The following is an 18,752-nucleotide window of genomic DNA, read 5'->3' as shown; positions in this document are numbered from 1 at the left end:
GGGTTTTTGGACTGCTTAATAGTTAAGTCTATATCAACCAAACTGCTCAATTGCTTCAGATAGTTCATCCAGATTGATTTTCAGCTTACCATCATAAAGCGATAATGCATACTCACCTTTAAGCGGCACAATAACCGGCGTCACATCCTCGTCAAGGAAATCATATACAATCAGAACCTTCTTTTTAGGGTCAACCATCCAATACTCTTTTACGCCAGCATAACAATATTTCTTACTCTTAATGAACATATCCTTTCGTCTTGTTGATGGAGACAATATCTCCAAAACAAAATCAGGCGCTCCAAAATAATTATTACACAGTTAACGCTGATCCCAGGGAAACCCACTATGATTTTTGCGTGCGTAATGGCTTCGAAGAATATATTGACCGCATGATCGCAATCGATTACATAATACTGAACAGAGACAGGCATGGTGCAAACATAGAAATTCTACGCAATTCAAGAATGCACGCCCTTAGAATTGCGTCACTGTTTGATCATGGTTTGTCACTTATTTACCCATGTATGACAGATGCTGACGCTGCAGCTTTTGATCCATTAAGCGACATCCTCTGCAACAATTAGATACAGCACAATGCTGCAGCACTCTGGACTGCTCCAGACAGAATTTGACCTACATGATAAAAAAGGAACAACTCAATCCGGTAAGAAATAATGTTAAGGGCAACCTTTTTTCAAAAGGTGATGTAATGAAAAATATGTGATAAAGACTCCACTAAACTCCCACACCCATTCTGCCGATATACGATATACAAGGAACTAACCAGTTGGACTATAGCGTGATATTTTAAAAATATCGGTTATCTCAACAAGATAGGAATGGATGCCTTATGCGGATACAGCACAACATAGCAGCTATGAATTCTGCTATCCAAAATAAGAATACTCTTTCCAATGTCTCCAAATCCCAGGAAAAACTCTCCTCCGGTTTGAAGATTAATCGTGCTGCAGATAACGCTGCAGGTCTCTCCATTTCCGAAAAAATGAGAAGGCAGATACGTGGCCTTGGCAGAGCTGTTAAAAACGGCGAAGACGGCATCGGTCTTTCTCAGATAGCAGATGGTGCCCTCGCAGAAGTTCACGATATGCTTCAACGTGGAAATGAACTTGCCATTCAGGCTGCAAACGGAACACTATCAGACTCAGACCGCGTAGCAGTAAATAATGAGATAACACAATTAAAAAAAGAAATTGATTCAATTACAAGCAGAACCAAATTTAATGAATTAAATGTGTTTGTTAAGGATGGTGTTCTGCCACCATTACCGACTCAAGCTAAAGAAAAGTTAATTCCTGATGATTACACACTTCTGTCATGGAGAATCGCAAACGAATATTACCCAAATGCCGTTGAACAGATAGCTAATGCTTTTCCTTCTTTGGGAGATGCTGTAAAGAAATATGCAGAAGAAAATGGTGTTGTTAATACCACATTATTCCTGGATTATATAGATGGTCTGGATGGAACCAACAAAATAGCAGCCATGATGGGAATAACCCATGATCCCATGAAAAATGGCAAGTACAATTATAAACTGGAACTATATGTAGATGATTACGATTTTCCTCCCGGAAATCTTACCCAGCGTCAAAAGGACTACCTGGAGGTTGCTCTGGGACATGAGACCATGCACGGTTTCATGCAATTAACATATTATGCAGCAAACGATAATAATATGTGGTCACAATTCCCTGATTGGTTTGTAGAGGGTACTGCCCAACTTGCGGGTGGCGGAATGGATAAAGTCTACTCCATCCAATATATGGTAAGGAATCTTTCTAATGCAGATAGCAACCAGGCAGATGAAGGTATTGCAAATTACTTAAAATTACCTGAAAAAGCCATTGACGAAAATGTATATGGTACCGGTTTTTTAGCTGCTGCCTACTCCAGTTATCTCGCTGCCGACGGTAATGATGTCACACGTGAAAATATATTAAATGGGGCAAATAAAATATTTCAGTCACTTATTGATACAGACTCAACCTTTGAAGATACATTCAAACAATTGACCGGAATAACACCAGATGAATTAAAAGATGCTTTTAGCAATGGATCAACAGATTCATTCTCCACGACACCTGAAAAAGTTAGTGTTGTAGAGTTTGTGAGACGATTTATATACAACAGCAAAGATGGCAGAGCTTCTTTTATAGCAGATTCTTTAACTACAGGTGGCGAAGCTGTCCTACATGATACTGCAGATCCTGACGCTCAGCCCATGAAGATTTTTAGTGTCAAAGAATCCTATCTACAATTTGAAGATACCCGCGAACGCGGTGGCTACAACACTGTCAGTCTACACCTTGGTACCGATGCAGATATGCCAAACAAGATTCAGGTAAATCTTTTCAAAATGGATTGCGATGCGCTTAAGCTCACCGACACTAACGTTCTAACCATGGACAAAGCTACCTCTGCCATCGATGAATTCGGCGATGCAATAATGATGGTAAGCAGCGTCCGCAGCTACTATGGTGCCATTCAGAACCGAATAGAGCACACTATCATGAACCTTAATAATGTTATTGAAAATACAACTTCTGCAGAATCAAGACTAAGAGATACAGACATGGCTGAAGAAATCGCCAATTACCACAAACACAATCTGCTACAACAGGCAGGTCAGGCAATGCTTACCCAGGCAAACCAGACGCCACAAGGTGTATTAGGACTTTTGTCCTAACCGATATACCGTCACTATAACTATGTTATAATGACGGTATAGACTTTTTAACGTTTCATTATCGGAGGGGGATATGAAAAACTTTGAAGCCTTATGCGAACAAATATCTACTGTAATAGAAGCAGATTATCCATACAGAACCGAGGCCTACGAGCCCCAGTTAAAAAAGCTGTCGGAGCAAATAAAAAAGGACTCTTGGACTGCAGATGAACTGCTGCCTCTTTTCGATCAGAATTTCGCATCGGATCCGCAGCTCTACATGATGGTCTTGTCCGCAGTTTACTGGGCTGCTCCCGACATGAAATACATGTATAAGGTCGAGGAAATCCTCATGACCGGCGCCTTCAACATGAATCTCACCTGCGCTGCTCATTTTCAGACCTACCACCAGCGCTTCTTAAACGGTGCGCTTGATGACTATGCAATTCGCAGAACACTACACCGATATATTTCCCAGAGATATTTAAAGGAACTCGACTGCAATATCGAGATGATTCCTTATGAAAAGAGAGACCACAAATTTGCCATAGTCACCACATATCAACTTCTTGGCGTAAGACACGCCCCGACAAACATGGTTCTTTCCGTATGTCACCACCTGCAAAACCACTTTGGTTATGAAGTCTTACTCATCGTCATCGGCGAACCTATTGATGTAAATGAATTTTCAAAAATCTGGACCGGAGATATAATGCTTCCCAACTACACAGACGACTGGGGAACCACTGCTTTCAACTATCATGACCAGATAATTCACTGCCATCAGATCGATATAAACAAAGCATCAAGGGACGACATGATTTCATTTATCGGCGAAATATATAACCTGCGACCGGAGTTTATCTGGCAGATAAACGGCCTCCCCCGCATGGATCAGATATGGCGCTCCATCACAACCTATATTGCAATGCCTGTAACCCATGGCCACGAGGTTTCAGACGCCCATCTCCTTGCAAGATACCAGACAGGTGATATCTCACCGGAAGCTGATGCCTATGTAAAAGCACAGGGCCAGGAGTCCATTTTCTTTCATATGACAGGCTTTGGTTATACAGAGGAAAAGAAGGAAGACGAATATTCCAAAAAAGCGTTCGGAATCCCTGAGGACACATTTACCCTCGGTATCATCGGAAACCGAATCCAAAGGGAAGTCACAGAAGAATTCAGAAATGTCATGACCTCCATTGCTGAGCAGAATGACAAAGCATATTTTGTTTTCATAGGGGATTTTGAGCAGGAACTGCCAGAAATACTTGAAAAGAGATCTTTACGCCTCGGATACAGAAAAGACTTCCTCAGCGTATTAAAAATAATCGACCTTTTTATAAACCCCAAGCGATCCGGAGGTGCCGGCGGTGCCACAAGAGCAATGCGCGCAGGTATTCCTGTTACCACACTGCCGGATAGTGATGTAGCAGGCTTTGCGGGTGAAGATTTTATATGTAAAGATTATAATGAGATGATAGCCGATACACTTCACTACATCACAGATAAAGAATATTACAAACAACAATCCGATAAAGCCAAGGCAAAATTTGGAACCCTGTTTTCAAAAGACATTAAAAGCGATATGCAAACTGTCATAGATAAAATCCTTGAAATAGCAAAGACGCAGTGATTACTGCTGCGTCTTTCATACCTTAAACATAATAACCGACATCGAAAACAAAACTAATCACTTCCGATATAGTTCAACAATACAACTCTTTTTGCAGAAGCAAACTCCAAAGGAAACTACACCTGCATATCCATCATCAAGAACACCTTCCTCATACTTCTTTTCCTTAATCTGTTCAAAAGCTTCCTGAATTCCCTCTTCCATCTCATTAAATTTCTTCCGGATCTTCAATTCGAATAAATATACCGGATCTTTGGGACGTTCAGGATAAAGAACCACATCCGGTCTGCCATTTTCCTCTTCTCTGTTTGATTTAGGCGTATACCCTGAAAATCCATACATAAGAGATAAGAAAAATCCATGATAAAATGTTTCATCACTATCAAAATAGCTTATGCTCTTTGCCAGCAGATTACTGACAAACTCTTCTATTTTCGTTGTATCTTTTTCCTTAATAGCTTTGTAAAGATCAGAAAAATCCACCGCTTTTACCGTCTCATCAAACCAGGCCTTTATCTGATTCCTATATATAGACATTATCTCCCTATTAGGAACCATCATTTTCATATAGATATCATCGCCTTCCATTCTCTCGGAAACTTTTTTCATATAGCCGGTAAAGAACAGGAAGTTCCATAAATTATCATCGTTTTTATCTATATCATCATAAGTAATATCCTCATGAGCTCTCTTTTCTATCGTGCCACCAGAAATGAGAATATCGAGTTCGTCCTTCACAGAAGCATCTGCCCTTTCAACCATATCCTTAATTATCGAATTGGCTGAAGTATTGCTCCAATAGCTTTCTGGAAATTTTTGTGGAGCTTCTATATGATCCTTTGCGTATTTTATAACACTCCAGGGATTATATATCTTGTTTTCCCCGAAAATATACCCGTCATACCATTCCCTGACAGTATCCATATGATCTGCCAGGTTATATTCAGCCAGAAATTGCCTTGTCTCTTCTTCCGTAAATCCAAAATAATTCCAAAAAGCATATCCCCTTACAGAATCAACCTCCAAATTATTAAGACCTGTAAAAATGCTCTCCTTACTAATCCTTAGGCAGCCGGTAACAACTCCGAATTCAAGTGCATCATTAGTCTTTAGAGCAGATTCAAACAACGACCTGATAAATCCCACCATTTCATCATAAAATCCAAGACGATAGGCGTTTTCAAGAGGAACATCATACTCATCAATAAGAATAATAGCCTCCTGTTTATGATATGCTCGAAGGACTTTCGAAAGTGTTAAAAGTGAAGTCAAATATTTTCCAACCTCTCCATTTAATAATCTTTTTCTTTCATGAAAATCTGTAATATTCGCAGTCTTCTCATCCCAGTCGCTTATTCCACTCTTTATTAAGGCAAAGTTCTTTTTCATTTCCTCATCTACATCAGATGATAAGATAGCATAGCTATGCCTTATAAACTCACTCACTATCTCTTCACGAAGCTTCAAAAAGGCGGTTTCAAAGTCAGGCTGCTTTGCAGACTTAAGAGATAAATGAATAACAGGATACTTTCCCATTTTTGAAAGAACATCCTCGCCTGCAGACATTATCAACTTATCCTTAAAGTATTTTTTATTATCTACGACATTCCCCTCTGAATCATGTTCCTCTTCGAAAAATGTCTGTAACATTGATAATGCCAACGTTTTACCGAAACGTCTGGGGCGCGTAAAAAGAGTTACCATTCCGCCTTTTTCCATAACATCTCTTATCAAAAGAGTCTTGTCTACGTAATAGCAACCTTCATCAATTATTTTTTTATAGTTTTCATATCCTATGCCAATTTTTTGCATTATCCGAGCCCCTAAGACATTTGTTTATCAATAAAACAATTATAATGAATAAATCACCTAGCCCGCAATTGTGGTAAGACAAAGGTACTTACAACTTACTTTAATAATCCCACCTTCCTCATTAACCTTATGTCAGTATACCTCAGGCTCATTTATGAAAACATCGGTAACACCGGCCTTTTCAAACCTTTCGAAATCCATCCTTCCACCGGTGGGTTCAGACGGGAAAAGATGCCCTCCAAACCAGGCTCGTACTGTTCTATTTTCCAGATATTCCGAAGGAATATCAAGATTATTGCCACAGGGATGAAGCGCTATACTCCCCTGCGGAAGTCCCAGTATCTGTTCCATTCCCTTTGCCATAAACAGACAGTTAGACAACCAGGTATTCAGCACCCCTATCTCAGCCAGCGGAGCCAGCTCCCTGATCTTCATAAGTGAGTGGGGATAAAAAGTCGAGAAAACGACCGTATCCATTACCCCGAACTCAGCTACAAGACTCACTATTTTCTCCTCAATACCCTCGTACTGATATACACCGTTTTTTAGCTCTATGTTAAGACATAAAGGATTGTCATCTTTCAGCATGGCAGGGCGTAATAATTCCAGAACCTCTCGCATCGTCGGAATAAATTCCGGTGTCTCATTACCGGTGCGGATATGCAAAGTCTTTAATTCTTTTAATGAAAAATCCCTCACATAGCCTATTCCATCAGTTGTTCTGTCCACCTTCTCATCGTGAATGACAACAAGTTCACCATCCTTTGTAAGCTGAATATCCAGCTCAATTCCGGTTACCCCTGGAACATTCATCGCTTTCTCAAAAGATGTAAGTGTGTTTTCAGGATACCTTTGACTGCATCCTCTGTGTGCCCATATTCTCATGGCTGCCTCCTTTGCATTCCCCTCATCCATCTGCTTCGCTGTCATCTGCCTTCGCTCCGCTTCGGTCCACGCTAAACCAACGTCCCCCCCGGACGTAGAGCGCCCCCAAGGGGAAGGTATCTCTTTTTCATTTATCAATTATATAAACCTTGCTTTGCCGTCTTCTACTACCCTGTCCTCACCTGCTCCGAAACGGGTAAGATACAACTTGCGATTCTCCGTATCAATCTGCAAAATATCAAAGCTCTCCTGCGTCCTGTCTCCAAGTGCTCTCTCCGGTACATGTGCTCCCTCCGGCTTATGCTCAAGGAAATATTCGCACTTAGCACAATTTATAGAAATGACAGGGAACTTTCCATTATACAACTCGTTATACAGAAGATCACAATGATTATGCCCATTTATAAATGCCAAAATTCTATCTGCATAGACATTCAAAACATCCATAAGCTTGTTGCGATTTCGAATATCCTTAGTCCATGCCTGCAATCTCACCAGTGGCGGCACATGAGAAAAAATGATTGAAACAAAGCCTTCCGGCATAGACCTCAGCGCTGCATCAAGCCAATGAATGCAGTAATCCGTAAAACCATAGCGAACCTGTTCTTTCGGATCAAAAGAATCAATAAATATCATGCGAAGCTTAATAGTATCAAAATCCACATAGTACTGCGGAGTAGCAGGATAGGTAACCTCCGGATTTCCTCGAAAATAGTTGTAATCATGGTTTCCCGGAGTCAGATAAAGCGGCACTCCTACAGATTGCATATCGTTAATGCATCTGTCTTCAATCGCCCTTGTCTTATCCAAAGGAAGAAGTCCGTCCGAAAGATCTCCCAGATGAACGATGCCGCAAAGCCCCTGTGTAGAATGATCCATATTATTGCTTTCTGAATCCTCTAACGTGAACAGAGAATGCTCTCTTTTTACCAGATCCACAACAGCGCCTATACTCCTGATCGTATCCTCCCACGTTCCGTTATACGCAAAATGCGAATCTGTAAGCAAAACAAAACAAGGAAGCTCTGTGTGCACACGAGCTGCAACATCAGAAGCTTCCTCATATATCCATTTTGGCACACCACTATCTAAGCGCCACTCATCCCATATGGAATCAGGTGCGTAGTCGTAGGTATATATCCATTTATAATTATTTTCAGAAATGATAATTCCCATTTTGCTATACCATTCCTTCTATCAACTTCTTTTTACCTATAATAACCTCTTTTACCCCCTGCTCTTTCTTCTTGTTGAAATTGAAGCTAAGCATATATCCGGTCTCTAAGCCAAAGTATTCAAGATAATCCGATATCTGCTTTTCGCCTTCCGAATTATATCTTTCACCTCTCCATATTTTCATCTCGATAATATACTGCTTACCAAGATAATCTATGATAATATCCGTCCTTCTTTGATCTCTTGTCTGGGCTTCTATGTAATAATTTCCGGTTCCATTTATGATAGGCTTTAAAAACAACAGAAATATCTCTCTTCCATCCTTCTCCTTAAATCTATCTTCAAGCTCCCCAAAAATCTGATTATATGCCACAATAAAGCGTTCCAGAATAAGCTTAACATCAAGCATGCCATCCTTTACAAACAAATTCTTCTCATAGCTTGCGGTCTGCTTGATATCGTTGTAATCATTATTTTCTCCCAAAAAATGATTATAAAGAAGCGTTTCGAAAATCCTGTTGGAAATAACAACTACTCCATCCTGTTCCTTTATAAATCCATACATTCGTAGCTGCTTCTGAGCTTCATCATAAGGAAGGTATTCCAGTACCTCACCATTCATCAAAATCCTATACAGCTTTTCTTTCAATACAGGATAATTCGTCAACTTTCCCATGAGCGAATCAAATAATGTAACATTCTCTTCCTTCAAAAGGAGCTTAACCGCTTCATCAATTCCATATATGGACCACTGCAATTTGCCATTAGAATTATCAATTATGCTACAAAGCTTACTCACAAGAAATGGATATCCACTAGTGTAATCGCGAATGTACTGAGCCACTTCATCTACCTGCATACCTGTGTGATGATCATCTTCATAGTCCTTAAGCATCCCACAAATATCCACAGCTGAGAAACTCATATCAATATTAAAAGCTACCGCGATATTCCATGGACTATTAACCTTATGTTGATCCTCATCCCTGATCTTGCTCTTTATATGTTTTACATCCGTTACTCCTGCCAGAATTACAGACTTAAATGCATGAGCACCTTCTGATTCACGTGCGATATAACCATCTCGAAGCTGTGCAAGAAAATCAAGAAATACCTGATTATTAGTAGCACTATCCACCTCATCTATAATAAGGACCAACTCCTTATCAGAATCAGCGCACCATTTAGTAATTACACCAAACAAATCAATAAGACGTTTTTCAGCTTTTTCCTGCTCCGAAAAGCTTCTAATCTGTTCGTTTATTGAATCCGGCAATTTAAGACCAAGTTCTGTTTTTCCAATAATCAGTTTGCAGAAATCCTTTACAAAAGTCTCCTCCGATTTAAAGCTACCGGCACTTAGCTTTTGAAAATCAAGACTTATAACCTCATATTTATCCTCAAGGTACTTCTTAAGCTGAACTATAGTGGTTGTTTTCCCAAATTGCCTGGAGCGATTAATAGTAAAATACTCGCCTTTATCAATCATTGTTTCCATCTGATAGAGGCGACTTGTTATATCAACCATATAATGCTTTTCGGGATTACATATCCCAGTTGTAGCAAAAAATCTCATTTAATTATTTACTTCCCCATGTATCAGTTTATCGATAAAAATATTATACTAAATGAAAAATCTCGCCGCAATTGCAGCGAGACGTTGACTACTTACAATAACTATCTGTTATTTCAAAAACTTCACCACATCATAATGGCTTCTTCTCTTCTCCTCCGGAGGGAGCGCCATATAATCTCCGTACCAGTGTTTAAGCACTTTATCAACATTATTTAATCCCCAGAATTCCGTATCCTCAAACTTATATTTCTTAAGCGGTAAAAAATCATCTACATCAACACAAAATTGAGAAGTATAAATATTTGCATATACCTCTCTCTGCAGTGATTCTTCCGTCTCATTAGGGAACCTTTTCTTAAAATATTCCGGAACCATCTTGGAATAAGAAAGTCTGCGATTATATTCCGCATCATCAATAAGCCCCAGTTCCCTCCGCCTGTCTATATACTTATGAATCTGCTTCACAAACTCAGTTGAAACATCTGCCATTCTAAGTTTCTTCATTCGATATAAATCTATTGACAGTCCTTTGTGCAAATATGCGTTATCCTGTGGGAAAGCTTTGCTTATGGCTTCAGAATATAAGTCCTTCACATGCGCCCACGAATGAAAATACAGTGGTTCAGTTTTTCCGTCCTCAACAAATAAATCTTTAGGAAGTTCTTCTCTAAGCCACTGTATCGCCTCATCATATACATCATCAAATATGCAGAAATCAAAATCGTCATCCCATGGAATAAATCCCTGATGTCTGATAGCACCAAGGAATGTTCCGTACACCATAGAATGCGGAATATGGTGCTTATCCAAAATCCCACTTATTATCACTGCCATAGATAGCAATTTTTCCTGAACCCTTTTAGTATCACTACTCATAAGATTTATCCACCTTCATTTTACCTTGCCACAAATAATGTTATCTATGGCAGTCAGTGCATAATCATAGTAATCGTTCTCATAATGGAGAAGGTTTCTTCCCCATTTATGCTTATAATTCAGAATAACATTATCAGGGAACTCTATTACATTAACACCTGCCATTCTGTTTTTGACAAATTCATATGCATATTCCATTCTCTTATCAAAAATCCGGGATGTCACTGCCTCTGCTTTAGCAAGCTCATCACCCTCACATCCTGTTGGAATCCTGCCGGTCTTTACCTCCACCAGAATTATCTTCTCACGTTCATAAAGCCTATCCAACATTTCACAATACGCTGTCAGATAACGTGTCAACTCACTCTCATTAAGCTCCAGTGGATCATAAGTCTCATAAGTACCTGGTACAATACCTGCCATAATATACTTATCCAGCATGCCCTTCAATCTGTAATTCTCAGATAACCACCCGTCTGTCTCCGGAAAATATAAGAGCTTACGCCTGAACTCAGCCACATCTACTACGAAAAAATCAGCCGGATCTTCCGCTATATAATGCTCCACCTGCTTGTTCAGTTCCAAAAACTGGCATCTCGAAACAAAGGAATTTTGACCTAAAAAAACAACATCATCAATTTTAATTTCTCGTAAGAGCGGCGATTTGTTAACGATGGAAACAGGGCTTGGAAGCTGAACATATCGCTTAATTTGATATCCCCCGTCATTTTCATGAAGACCAAATATATCCCTTATAACGCAGCAGCCAAGCAAATTCAAAGATGCTTTATACTCGCTCATGTCATTTCTACCTAATAATCCACAGTTTAACTCAGCCGTTCCACATAGGTATTGACTGATCACCCTTAGGCAGGTCCTCACGATAAACCACTTTATTTCCTACCTTCTCATCATATAGCTTATCCAGGAAAACATAATAATCCTTAACACCCATCTTCTCCAGCTGTCTGCCAATCTCCTGATGCCACAGACTAACTATAATAAGACGACTGTTTTCATCCTTTGCAAGCGTATCCGGAATCTCAGCAGGGTTCCTTACTTCTACATCGTAGGTCTTTTTGCCCCATTTATTCTTATCATTATCATAGGTACATATAACCTGCTTCTTAAGGCCAAACCTTTCCAGCCATACACGGAGACTATCAGCAGCCCCGAAAATATAAAGATTCTTGCCCTCTATATCATCCAGCATTCCCGTATATCTTTTAAAATAAATCTCATAACCCACTTCCGTATCAAAAAACCAGGTACAGGGCATACACCTCTGAGCACCACTTGGCCAGTTCCATGTATCATATACTTCTGTAAGAATCTTCCTTGGCTTAGCCGGCGCCCGTAGCTCCAAACCTTCAAACATCACTGTCCCTGCAGGCTCGAACCACTCCTTTAAATAAACCGCTTTCCTCTTAGCCGCCCCCAGAGTAGGTGTCTTATAGCAACCGGTTCCGGTGACCTCCGACAGCGGAATAACATCTATTGCTATGCCTAGATGTCCACCCATTCTTAATACTTCTAAAAAATTGCCCTTAAAAGCGGTAGTCCCATTTTTTCTGAGTTTCACGAAGCTAGGGAACCCCTGATCTATAGGTGTCTGCAGGAAATACGCAGCCCCAAACCACTCCTTATGCCTGCACAATTCAAAATAATCTGCCTCAGGCATTGCTACATCCACATCATCATCCCAGGGAAGATATCCTTCATATCGCACTGCACCAAGAAGTGTTCCAAAAAATGCATACCATTTAAGGTTATGCTCCTTGCAGACCTTTGCAAATTCCCTTAATAATTCCAGTTGTATCTCTCGTAACTTTGTTATGTTATCAATCATAGTCATCCCCTCACAATTATTCCATTAATCCTTTTTAATCAAAAACTAATATAGCCATCTTGAAAAACAGATATAATATGTTAATATATACATATAAAAGGTGCTGCCGATAGACGGTTGACCCTGTTAATTACTACAAATCAAAAAGACCGCAGCTTTTGCAGAGTACTGGCGGTCTTTTTTGATGCTTACTTTTTTGATTCTTTGTAAATACTGATGATTGTTACGATGATACTGATAACCGTAACTACAATACTCACAAGAGTAATCGCAATTTCTATCACCAAGTTTGCTCCTGTCAAGATTTCTCATACGCATCCCTCCCAATACTGAGAGTTCTCGGATTGTTGATTATCCGGCAAAGAGCCAACCGCCTACCGTAAATGGCAGCACCTTGATTATTTTATCGCACATTTGTTCGACATGCAATAATTATTATTCAGCGCTAAAATTTACGGATTATTGTCCTATCAATTCCTTTTCAATCAAAGCCTTAATACTACTGGAGTTTGTACTCTGCGTATATTGGAAGAACACCAGATCCGCACCATGCTCCCTCAACCACTTCTGTTTATTAAGCCAGCTCTGGTTAAATACATAATCACTTCCTGAAAACTGCACATCAAAATGATACATTTCAAAAGCATGCTGAGTATCGTTCTGATCCACAGGAATCCTAACCGCCTCATCAACATACCTGCATGCGCGAACCATCTCTATACGCTCTTCAAAAGGTACAAAAGTCTTCTTATGATTATGCTTAGCTGCACCTTCATCCGTAACTACTCCCACAATCAGATAATCGCAGTATTCCTTTGCTTTCTTGAACATATTAAGGTGACCGACATGGATAAGATCAAACACACCAGCTATGTAACCGACGTGATACTTCTTAGCACTATTATCTTTTGCTAATCCATCCCCCTCATTTTGGACTTTACTTGTAACTCCATCCCCAGATTCCTCCACAACCGGATATCTCTTCTTCGGATACAGCTTTGTGGCATCATACACACTGTATTCAACAACTCCCATCTCATCAAGCTGGTGCATTATAGACATATAATTCTTAATGCAGATCATCACCTTATATTCGCCGCCATCCAGCTCTTTCAAATATTCCGAAGAATAAATCTTAACTCCTTCTAGCTCCGTTCCCCATTTCTCCTCATCATTATCAACAATGGCATATACCGGGTAATCACGGCCATACATCTCCATAAAGGCTGTCGCATACTTCCCTGAGCCAAACAGAATCAGCTTCCTTGTATCTGCCTTATCAAATATATTTATAAAAAATCTGTAATAATCATCTGTGGAAAAATTGAGTCTGAACCTGTTAGCACTTACAACTCCACCATTCTTTCTATGCTTTTTATAATAACTACCAAGTTCACCATCATTCCTAAGTTCATTAAGGAATCTGATCTCATACTTTCTCCATTCAGTAATCTTAGGAGCAAGTCCATACCTTGCATAAAGCTCATCCCTGGTCATGCAACCTTTAAAGCCAAAACCTCCCGCATAGAAAGTAGAAACCATTCTTGCTATAATGGCATTTGCCGGATACTTATCTTCTCTGAACTCCTGATCAAAGAAAACAAAATCTCCATCAATATAAAAAGAATTAAGCGGAACAAGATCGATGTATCCGCGCTTAAGGGTAACCCCAAGCTCATCGCTCATCTTCTCACCCACATGATCCGAGGACAATAAAATCAGATCCCTGAAATGATCCATCTCCTTAAAGAATTTCTCCATATCACTTAAGAAAAGATTCTTTAAATAAAGCTGCCCCACAGGTGCATCAATATAAGGCATTTTCACACCTCTATCAGTAAGCTCAATTGGAACCACTTTAAGCCCATGTGCCTTCAAATCTTCAGCATAAGTCAGCATTCGTGAAAAGCGATCCTTACCCTCAGGATATACATTTATCTTCTCTACAGTATCATCACTATGGATAATAGTAATCATAGCATCAGCTGCACTCCTAACCATTGAGCTGGTAATCTGGAGCGCATCCGATAAAACAACTTCATCATCAAATGAAAACTCCACAAGATATGCGTTTGCCATCTGATGGAACATGTCATTCTCAACAAGTGACTTATATAACACTTCTTCTTCCAGGAAAACAGACTTCGGATAATTGTAGACAGGATAAAGCCTGGTAGTCAGATCTTCCTTTGGAACAAATCCTTCTGCAAACATCAAAATAGGATTATCCAAATCAGATAATAACGAATAAAACTTTATATGCTTTGCTTCGCTCCGAACAAGGCTATCCCTTATCTCAGCCTTATCATACATCCTGCCTGCAAAAGGCTCGTTTCTTGTAAGAGAGACATTCTTGTAACCTTCAACACCATCAAAATTCCTATCAGTATAGATATCCCTGTCACCGCAGAAATACCTTACTCCCATGCGGTTATTCATACCAAATAGGCATACAGCACCTTCGCTGCAAATCATTCTGATAGCATTAAAAGTACCCTCTAAGTCAGGTACAAGTTCAGCACCGGCCACACAGATCACATAGTCAAAAGCACCTGCGTAAGCATTACAAAACTCTTTAGTAACCACCCTTGTAATGGGTGCTATAACAACAGAGAGGTTCTGACCAATCTGATTTCCATCAGAATCAAAAACCTCTCCCATTTTCGCAGTCAGATACTCTGCAATAGCATCTGACGCATCACCTATATACAGCACCTTAGAACCCGGTCTGAAATCATACCAGGCTATAAGACCCTTCTTTAGTTCTTTTAAAATATGAGTTTCGTTCATACTTTTCTTTACTTTAGCTAAGCCTTCAATATCCTACATTCATGGCGCTTATAACCTTCGCTTTTAGGCGAGGTATCTTTATCATAATTTATCCCCACAAGCAATATATTCCCTTTATAGTGCTCAAGCACCTGTGGATAATCATTTCTTAGAATCTGATCTATCGCTGTTTCAGCTCGCTCATTATATTTAAGTTCAATAAGTAACACGGGTCTATCTGAATACTCAGGTGCCGGAATATATACAAGATCAGCATAGCCTTTCCCACTATCCAATTCGCGTACTGACGTATAGTAATTCTGAGCACTATAATATGCCAGCTGAATTGCATAACTAAGCGCAGCTTCGCTATTATATGTTTTATTATCCGCTTTATTATGTGCTTCCTCTAAAAGCGCAGCAACCCTTTGTTCATCAAGATTCCAAGTAGCTTCCAGAATATCCTGTGACTTTTGCAATATCGCAAACAAATAATCCCAACTCTGCGCTTTGGTAGAGTTTTTAAATTCATCCAAAATCTCATTATTTGGAATGAAGACTTCCTTATTATCAAAATCATACCCAAGATATCCAAGATGAATAAGAAGTGTCAGAATATCATCCTTGCTATTGAAGGTGGTCATGTCATTTTGGTAATTGCCAATAGAAACTTTCTCTCTTCCACCTTCCATGAGCATAGCAACAACTTCCCGCAGGCCGTCAAAATCCTTATTGATATACTCGGCCAATGCCTCATACGTTTCAGTCTGATTCCAATAATTTCGGATAATTCCGCTTCGAAGAGCATTTACAACAGATAACGGACTATACTCATGATAATTATTCCCATGATAATCACCCGATCTATAGGCCTTTCTAAATTCAACCGGAATCTCATCAGAGATCAAATACCCATCGTACCATTCCTTCATGTCACTAATGCTCATATTATAAGTTTTACAAAGATCGGTCATCTCCTTATCAGTGAATCCCGTATATCTTGCAAGCTGCATCGGTGCAATCATTGAATACTCATCAAACATATTTAATGCTGAATGTTTCCCATACTTCTTTATAGGAAGAATTCCTGTCATATAAGCAAGTGCTACATAACTCTTCCCTTTAAGCCAGTCCCTTAAGAAATCCAGATAGAGCTTATGCCCCTCTAAGTCCTCTTTGTATTCTCTGAAAACAGCATCCCACTCATCTATAACAATTACGAACTGCTTCTTTTTAGCCTGATAAAGATCTTCCATTGTCTGAATCAAATCTTCTTTATCAGAAAAATCCACATCTGTATAAGCCTTCGATATTTCCCCTGCTACCTTCTCGTTGATATTATCTATCATATCAGCAATAGAAAGTCTTTTTGACTTTTTCTTCATAAAGTCAGTAATAACCAACCTCACAACCTGGAATTCCCCCAGATACTTGTCCCAAGACTCTGCTTCGGCAATCTTCCTATCATTAAACAGCTCAAAATTACCCTCGTCCTCACCATAATATGCACATAACATATTTGCAGTAACAGATTTACCAAAGCGTCTGGGCCTAGATACGCAAACATATCTCTGCTCTGTATTTACAAGAGTATTCAGATATAGAATCATATCTGTCTTATCAACATATATTTCAGAATTAAGTGTTATTTCAAATTGAAATTTTCCAGGATTTATATATGTACCCAACGCTACTCCTTAATGGCTACTTGGAGCCATCCCCTACAATTTATCGATAAAAATATTATACTAAATGAAAAATCTCGCCGCAATTGCGACGAGCGGTTCAACCATCTTATTCCCTACTAGTATTTATCAGTTTGAGCACTTCTACTATCCCCATCACCGCGTACACCTCTCGTAGTGGGAAGTACTCCTTTTCTCTTGCATTCTTTAAGGCATATTCGTATATTTCCATATCAAAATACTTACTGAATATTTCCTTAACTTCATCTGATTTAAATCGCTTCAGTAATATATCATCTATCTCTTTCCACGACGCTGATGTATCAGGCTCAGGAATGACACTCTCATCCATAGTAACAACATCTATTTCTACATCATCAGAAGTATCTCTATGAAAAGGAAACCTATTATTTAAACTTCTGGCATATTCGATTGTCCCTGCGTCAATACTTCTACCACCTTCAAATTCATAGTTTAGCAGTTTATCACAATACCTAGTGAATATAATAGCCATCAGTAGATTAGGATCCTTACATTCATCAGTTGATATGCGAAGCTTCAAGAGATCCGGATCCATAAGTGGAGCCAGTGTATATCTGTTAGCAAAAAAGCCCTCCGCATTTACTCTCCCAAAATGTGTTCTGCATCTGGTATTTACATAATACATGATTCCATCAGAGGACCATTTTGAGCTACCATATTTTTCTCTTAGTGCCTTAAAGCTTCTATGATACAGCCTCTTACATGATTCCTTTAGATTACTACATAGTGGCTCTGAAAATCTATCTGCTGCCCTTGTTTCTTTTTCAATAAATTGAGCTTCTGTGCATCCGTACTGACCACGGATCATCTCACCTCCTCCACCGCTAATATTATATCTTTTATACTTATATTTACGAACCGGATAGCAAAATTCCTTATGTGTAGTCATCTTTACTCTGGTCGATATGGCCAGACTCTCCTCTGCAGTATATGGCCTTGAATCCATTCTAAGCTTCCTGGAATTAAGCTTGAAACCAAAGTCATCTGCTATCTTCTTCGCAATAACATAATCCTCAGAATGAGTATGTAATCCATCCTCCATAGAGTTTACGCGAATCCGGTTTATATCCACCCCATTTCCAAGAAGGAGTGCTAAAACCATTCGCGTATCAAAGCCACCACTTAAATCGAACTGTATCTGATCTGTCTTCTTAGTAAGCCCATTGACTATTCGTCCCCATTTCAAAGCCCACTTATCAAGCTGTTGCATTCCTTCAAAAGTGTCGATTCCAAGTGACGTCTCACCATAGTCAATATGCTCAAGTTCGAGGCGCTTCTTGTCTATGTCAATAATAACCCGTACATCTTTATCAAGAAGTTCAATCTCATTAACTATCGTCTCCTTATATGCCCGGCTGGATAATGGGCTTAAGATAAGCTCATTTGCATAATCATAGTTCAAGGTGAGTTCTACTTTATTGCTTAAATAGGATATTAGATCAAGAATAGAATTGCTAATTGCAAAGTAATTGTCTTTCTTGTAGAGATATAAGCCCCAGGAACCGAGAAAATCTTGGGCTATTACTAGCTTATTATTCTGACTAAAAATATGTAAATAAGATCCGGGGCCATACAACTCATGCTCTGATACGCCATTTGCATTATGTTTGTCAAAAACTCCACTTGCCAGTACGGCATATCCATTCGTACTTATATTTACTTGCTTAAGTAACTCTGAGTCTATTATGATTATTTCTTCACCTTTTTTCTGTCCTCCTGCCATAAATGCTATTATACTTTCCTATATTCTCATA

Annotated in this window: 14 protein-coding genes; 3 read left to right on the top strand and 11 right to left on the bottom strand. The window is 39.3% G+C overall.

The window, feature by feature from the left end:
- Positions 1-33 precede the first annotated feature (33 nt).
- Positions 34-249: a Uma2 family endonuclease gene (locus G602_RS31355; protein WP_026658296.1), complete on the bottom strand. Its 216-nt coding sequence runs from the start codon at positions 247-249 to the stop codon at positions 34-36.
- An 11-nt stretch (positions 250-260) separates the two neighbouring features.
- On the opposite strand from G602_RS31355, the gene G602_RS30185 reads away from it, so the two are divergent.
- The 3 genes from G602_RS30185 to G602_RS0106665 all read left to right on the top strand — a co-directional run bounded on the left by G602_RS30185 (position 261) and on the right by G602_RS0106665 (position 4,328).
- Entirely contained in the window at positions 261-587 is a 327-nt protein-coding gene (locus G602_RS30185; RefSeq protein WP_207638169.1) for a hypothetical protein, read from the top strand.
- Positions 588-853: 266 nt separating this feature from the next.
- The gene (locus G602_RS30180) at positions 854-2,710 is read left to right on the top strand and encodes a flagellinolysin (RefSeq protein ID WP_026658295.1); all 1,857 of its coding nucleotides are present in this window, start codon (positions 854-856) and stop codon (positions 2,708-2,710) included.
- 73 nt (positions 2,711-2,783) lie between these two features.
- Entirely contained in the window at positions 2,784-4,328 is a 1,545-nt protein-coding gene (locus G602_RS0106665) for a hypothetical protein (RefSeq protein WP_026658294.1), read from the top strand.
- 57 nt (positions 4,329-4,385) lie between these two features.
- Here G602_RS0106665 and G602_RS0106660 read toward each other — a convergent pair whose 3' ends face one another.
- From G602_RS0106660 to G602_RS0106615, 10 genes are all read right to left on the bottom strand, one after another.
- Positions 4,386-6,140 (bottom strand): AAA family ATPase, encoded by a 1,755-nt coding sequence (locus G602_RS0106660; protein ID WP_044931303.1) that lies wholly within the window; start codon positions 6,138-6,140, stop codon positions 4,386-4,388.
- 132 nt (positions 6,141-6,272) lie between these two features.
- Positions 6,273-7,070, bottom strand: a complete 798-nt coding sequence (locus tag G602_RS0106655) for a glycerophosphodiester phosphodiesterase family protein (RefSeq protein WP_242835502.1) — start codon at positions 7,068-7,070, stop codon at positions 6,273-6,275.
- Between the two features lie 93 nt (positions 7,071-7,163).
- Complete coding sequence (locus G602_RS0106650; protein WP_026658290.1) at positions 7,164-8,201, bottom strand: metallophosphoesterase family protein; 1,038 nt, start codon at positions 8,199-8,201, stop codon at positions 7,164-7,166.
- A gap of 4 nt (positions 8,202-8,205) precedes the next feature.
- Complete coding sequence (locus G602_RS0106645) at positions 8,206-9,777, bottom strand: AAA-like domain-containing protein (protein WP_026658289.1); 1,572 nt, start codon at positions 9,775-9,777, stop codon at positions 8,206-8,208.
- Between the two features lie 108 nt (positions 9,778-9,885).
- Positions 9,886-10,653, bottom strand: coding sequence for a LicD family protein (locus G602_RS0106640; protein ID WP_026658288.1), 768 nt, complete (start codon positions 10,651-10,653; stop codon positions 9,886-9,888).
- 15 nt (positions 10,654-10,668) lie between these two features.
- The gene (locus tag G602_RS0106635; protein WP_026658287.1) at positions 10,669-11,454 is read right to left on the bottom strand and encodes a DUF6270 domain-containing protein; all 786 of its coding nucleotides are present in this window, start codon (positions 11,452-11,454) and stop codon (positions 10,669-10,671) included.
- A gap of 31 nt (positions 11,455-11,485) precedes the next feature.
- Positions 11,486-12,502, bottom strand: coding sequence for a LicD family protein (locus G602_RS28685; RefSeq protein ID WP_049945094.1), 1,017 nt, complete (start codon positions 12,500-12,502; stop codon positions 11,486-11,488).
- Between the two features lie 459 nt (positions 12,503-12,961).
- Positions 12,962-15,292 carry an adenylyltransferase/cytidyltransferase family protein gene (locus G602_RS31340; RefSeq protein WP_242835500.1) on the bottom strand — a complete coding sequence of 777 codons (2,331 nt, stop codon included), beginning with the start codon at positions 15,290-15,292 and terminating at the stop codon, positions 12,962-12,964.
- A gap of 17 nt (positions 15,293-15,309) precedes the next feature.
- The gene (locus G602_RS0106620; RefSeq protein WP_026658286.1) at positions 15,310-16,959 is read right to left on the bottom strand and encodes an AAA family ATPase; all 1,650 of its coding nucleotides are present in this window, start codon (positions 16,957-16,959) and stop codon (positions 15,310-15,312) included.
- 106 nt (positions 16,960-17,065) lie between these two features.
- On the bottom strand, positions 17,066-18,721 hold the full coding sequence (locus tag G602_RS0106615) for a hypothetical protein (protein ID WP_026658285.1): 1,656 nt from the start codon (positions 18,719-18,721) through the stop codon (positions 17,066-17,068).
- Positions 18,722-18,752 lie beyond the last annotated feature (31 nt).

Source organism: Butyrivibrio sp. AC2005 (assembly GCF_000424145.1).
Lineage (GTDB): Bacteria > Bacillota > Clostridia > Lachnospirales > Lachnospiraceae > Butyrivibrio.
Note: the sequence above shows the minus strand (reverse complement) of the source record. Positions and strands in the feature narration are given on the sequence as shown.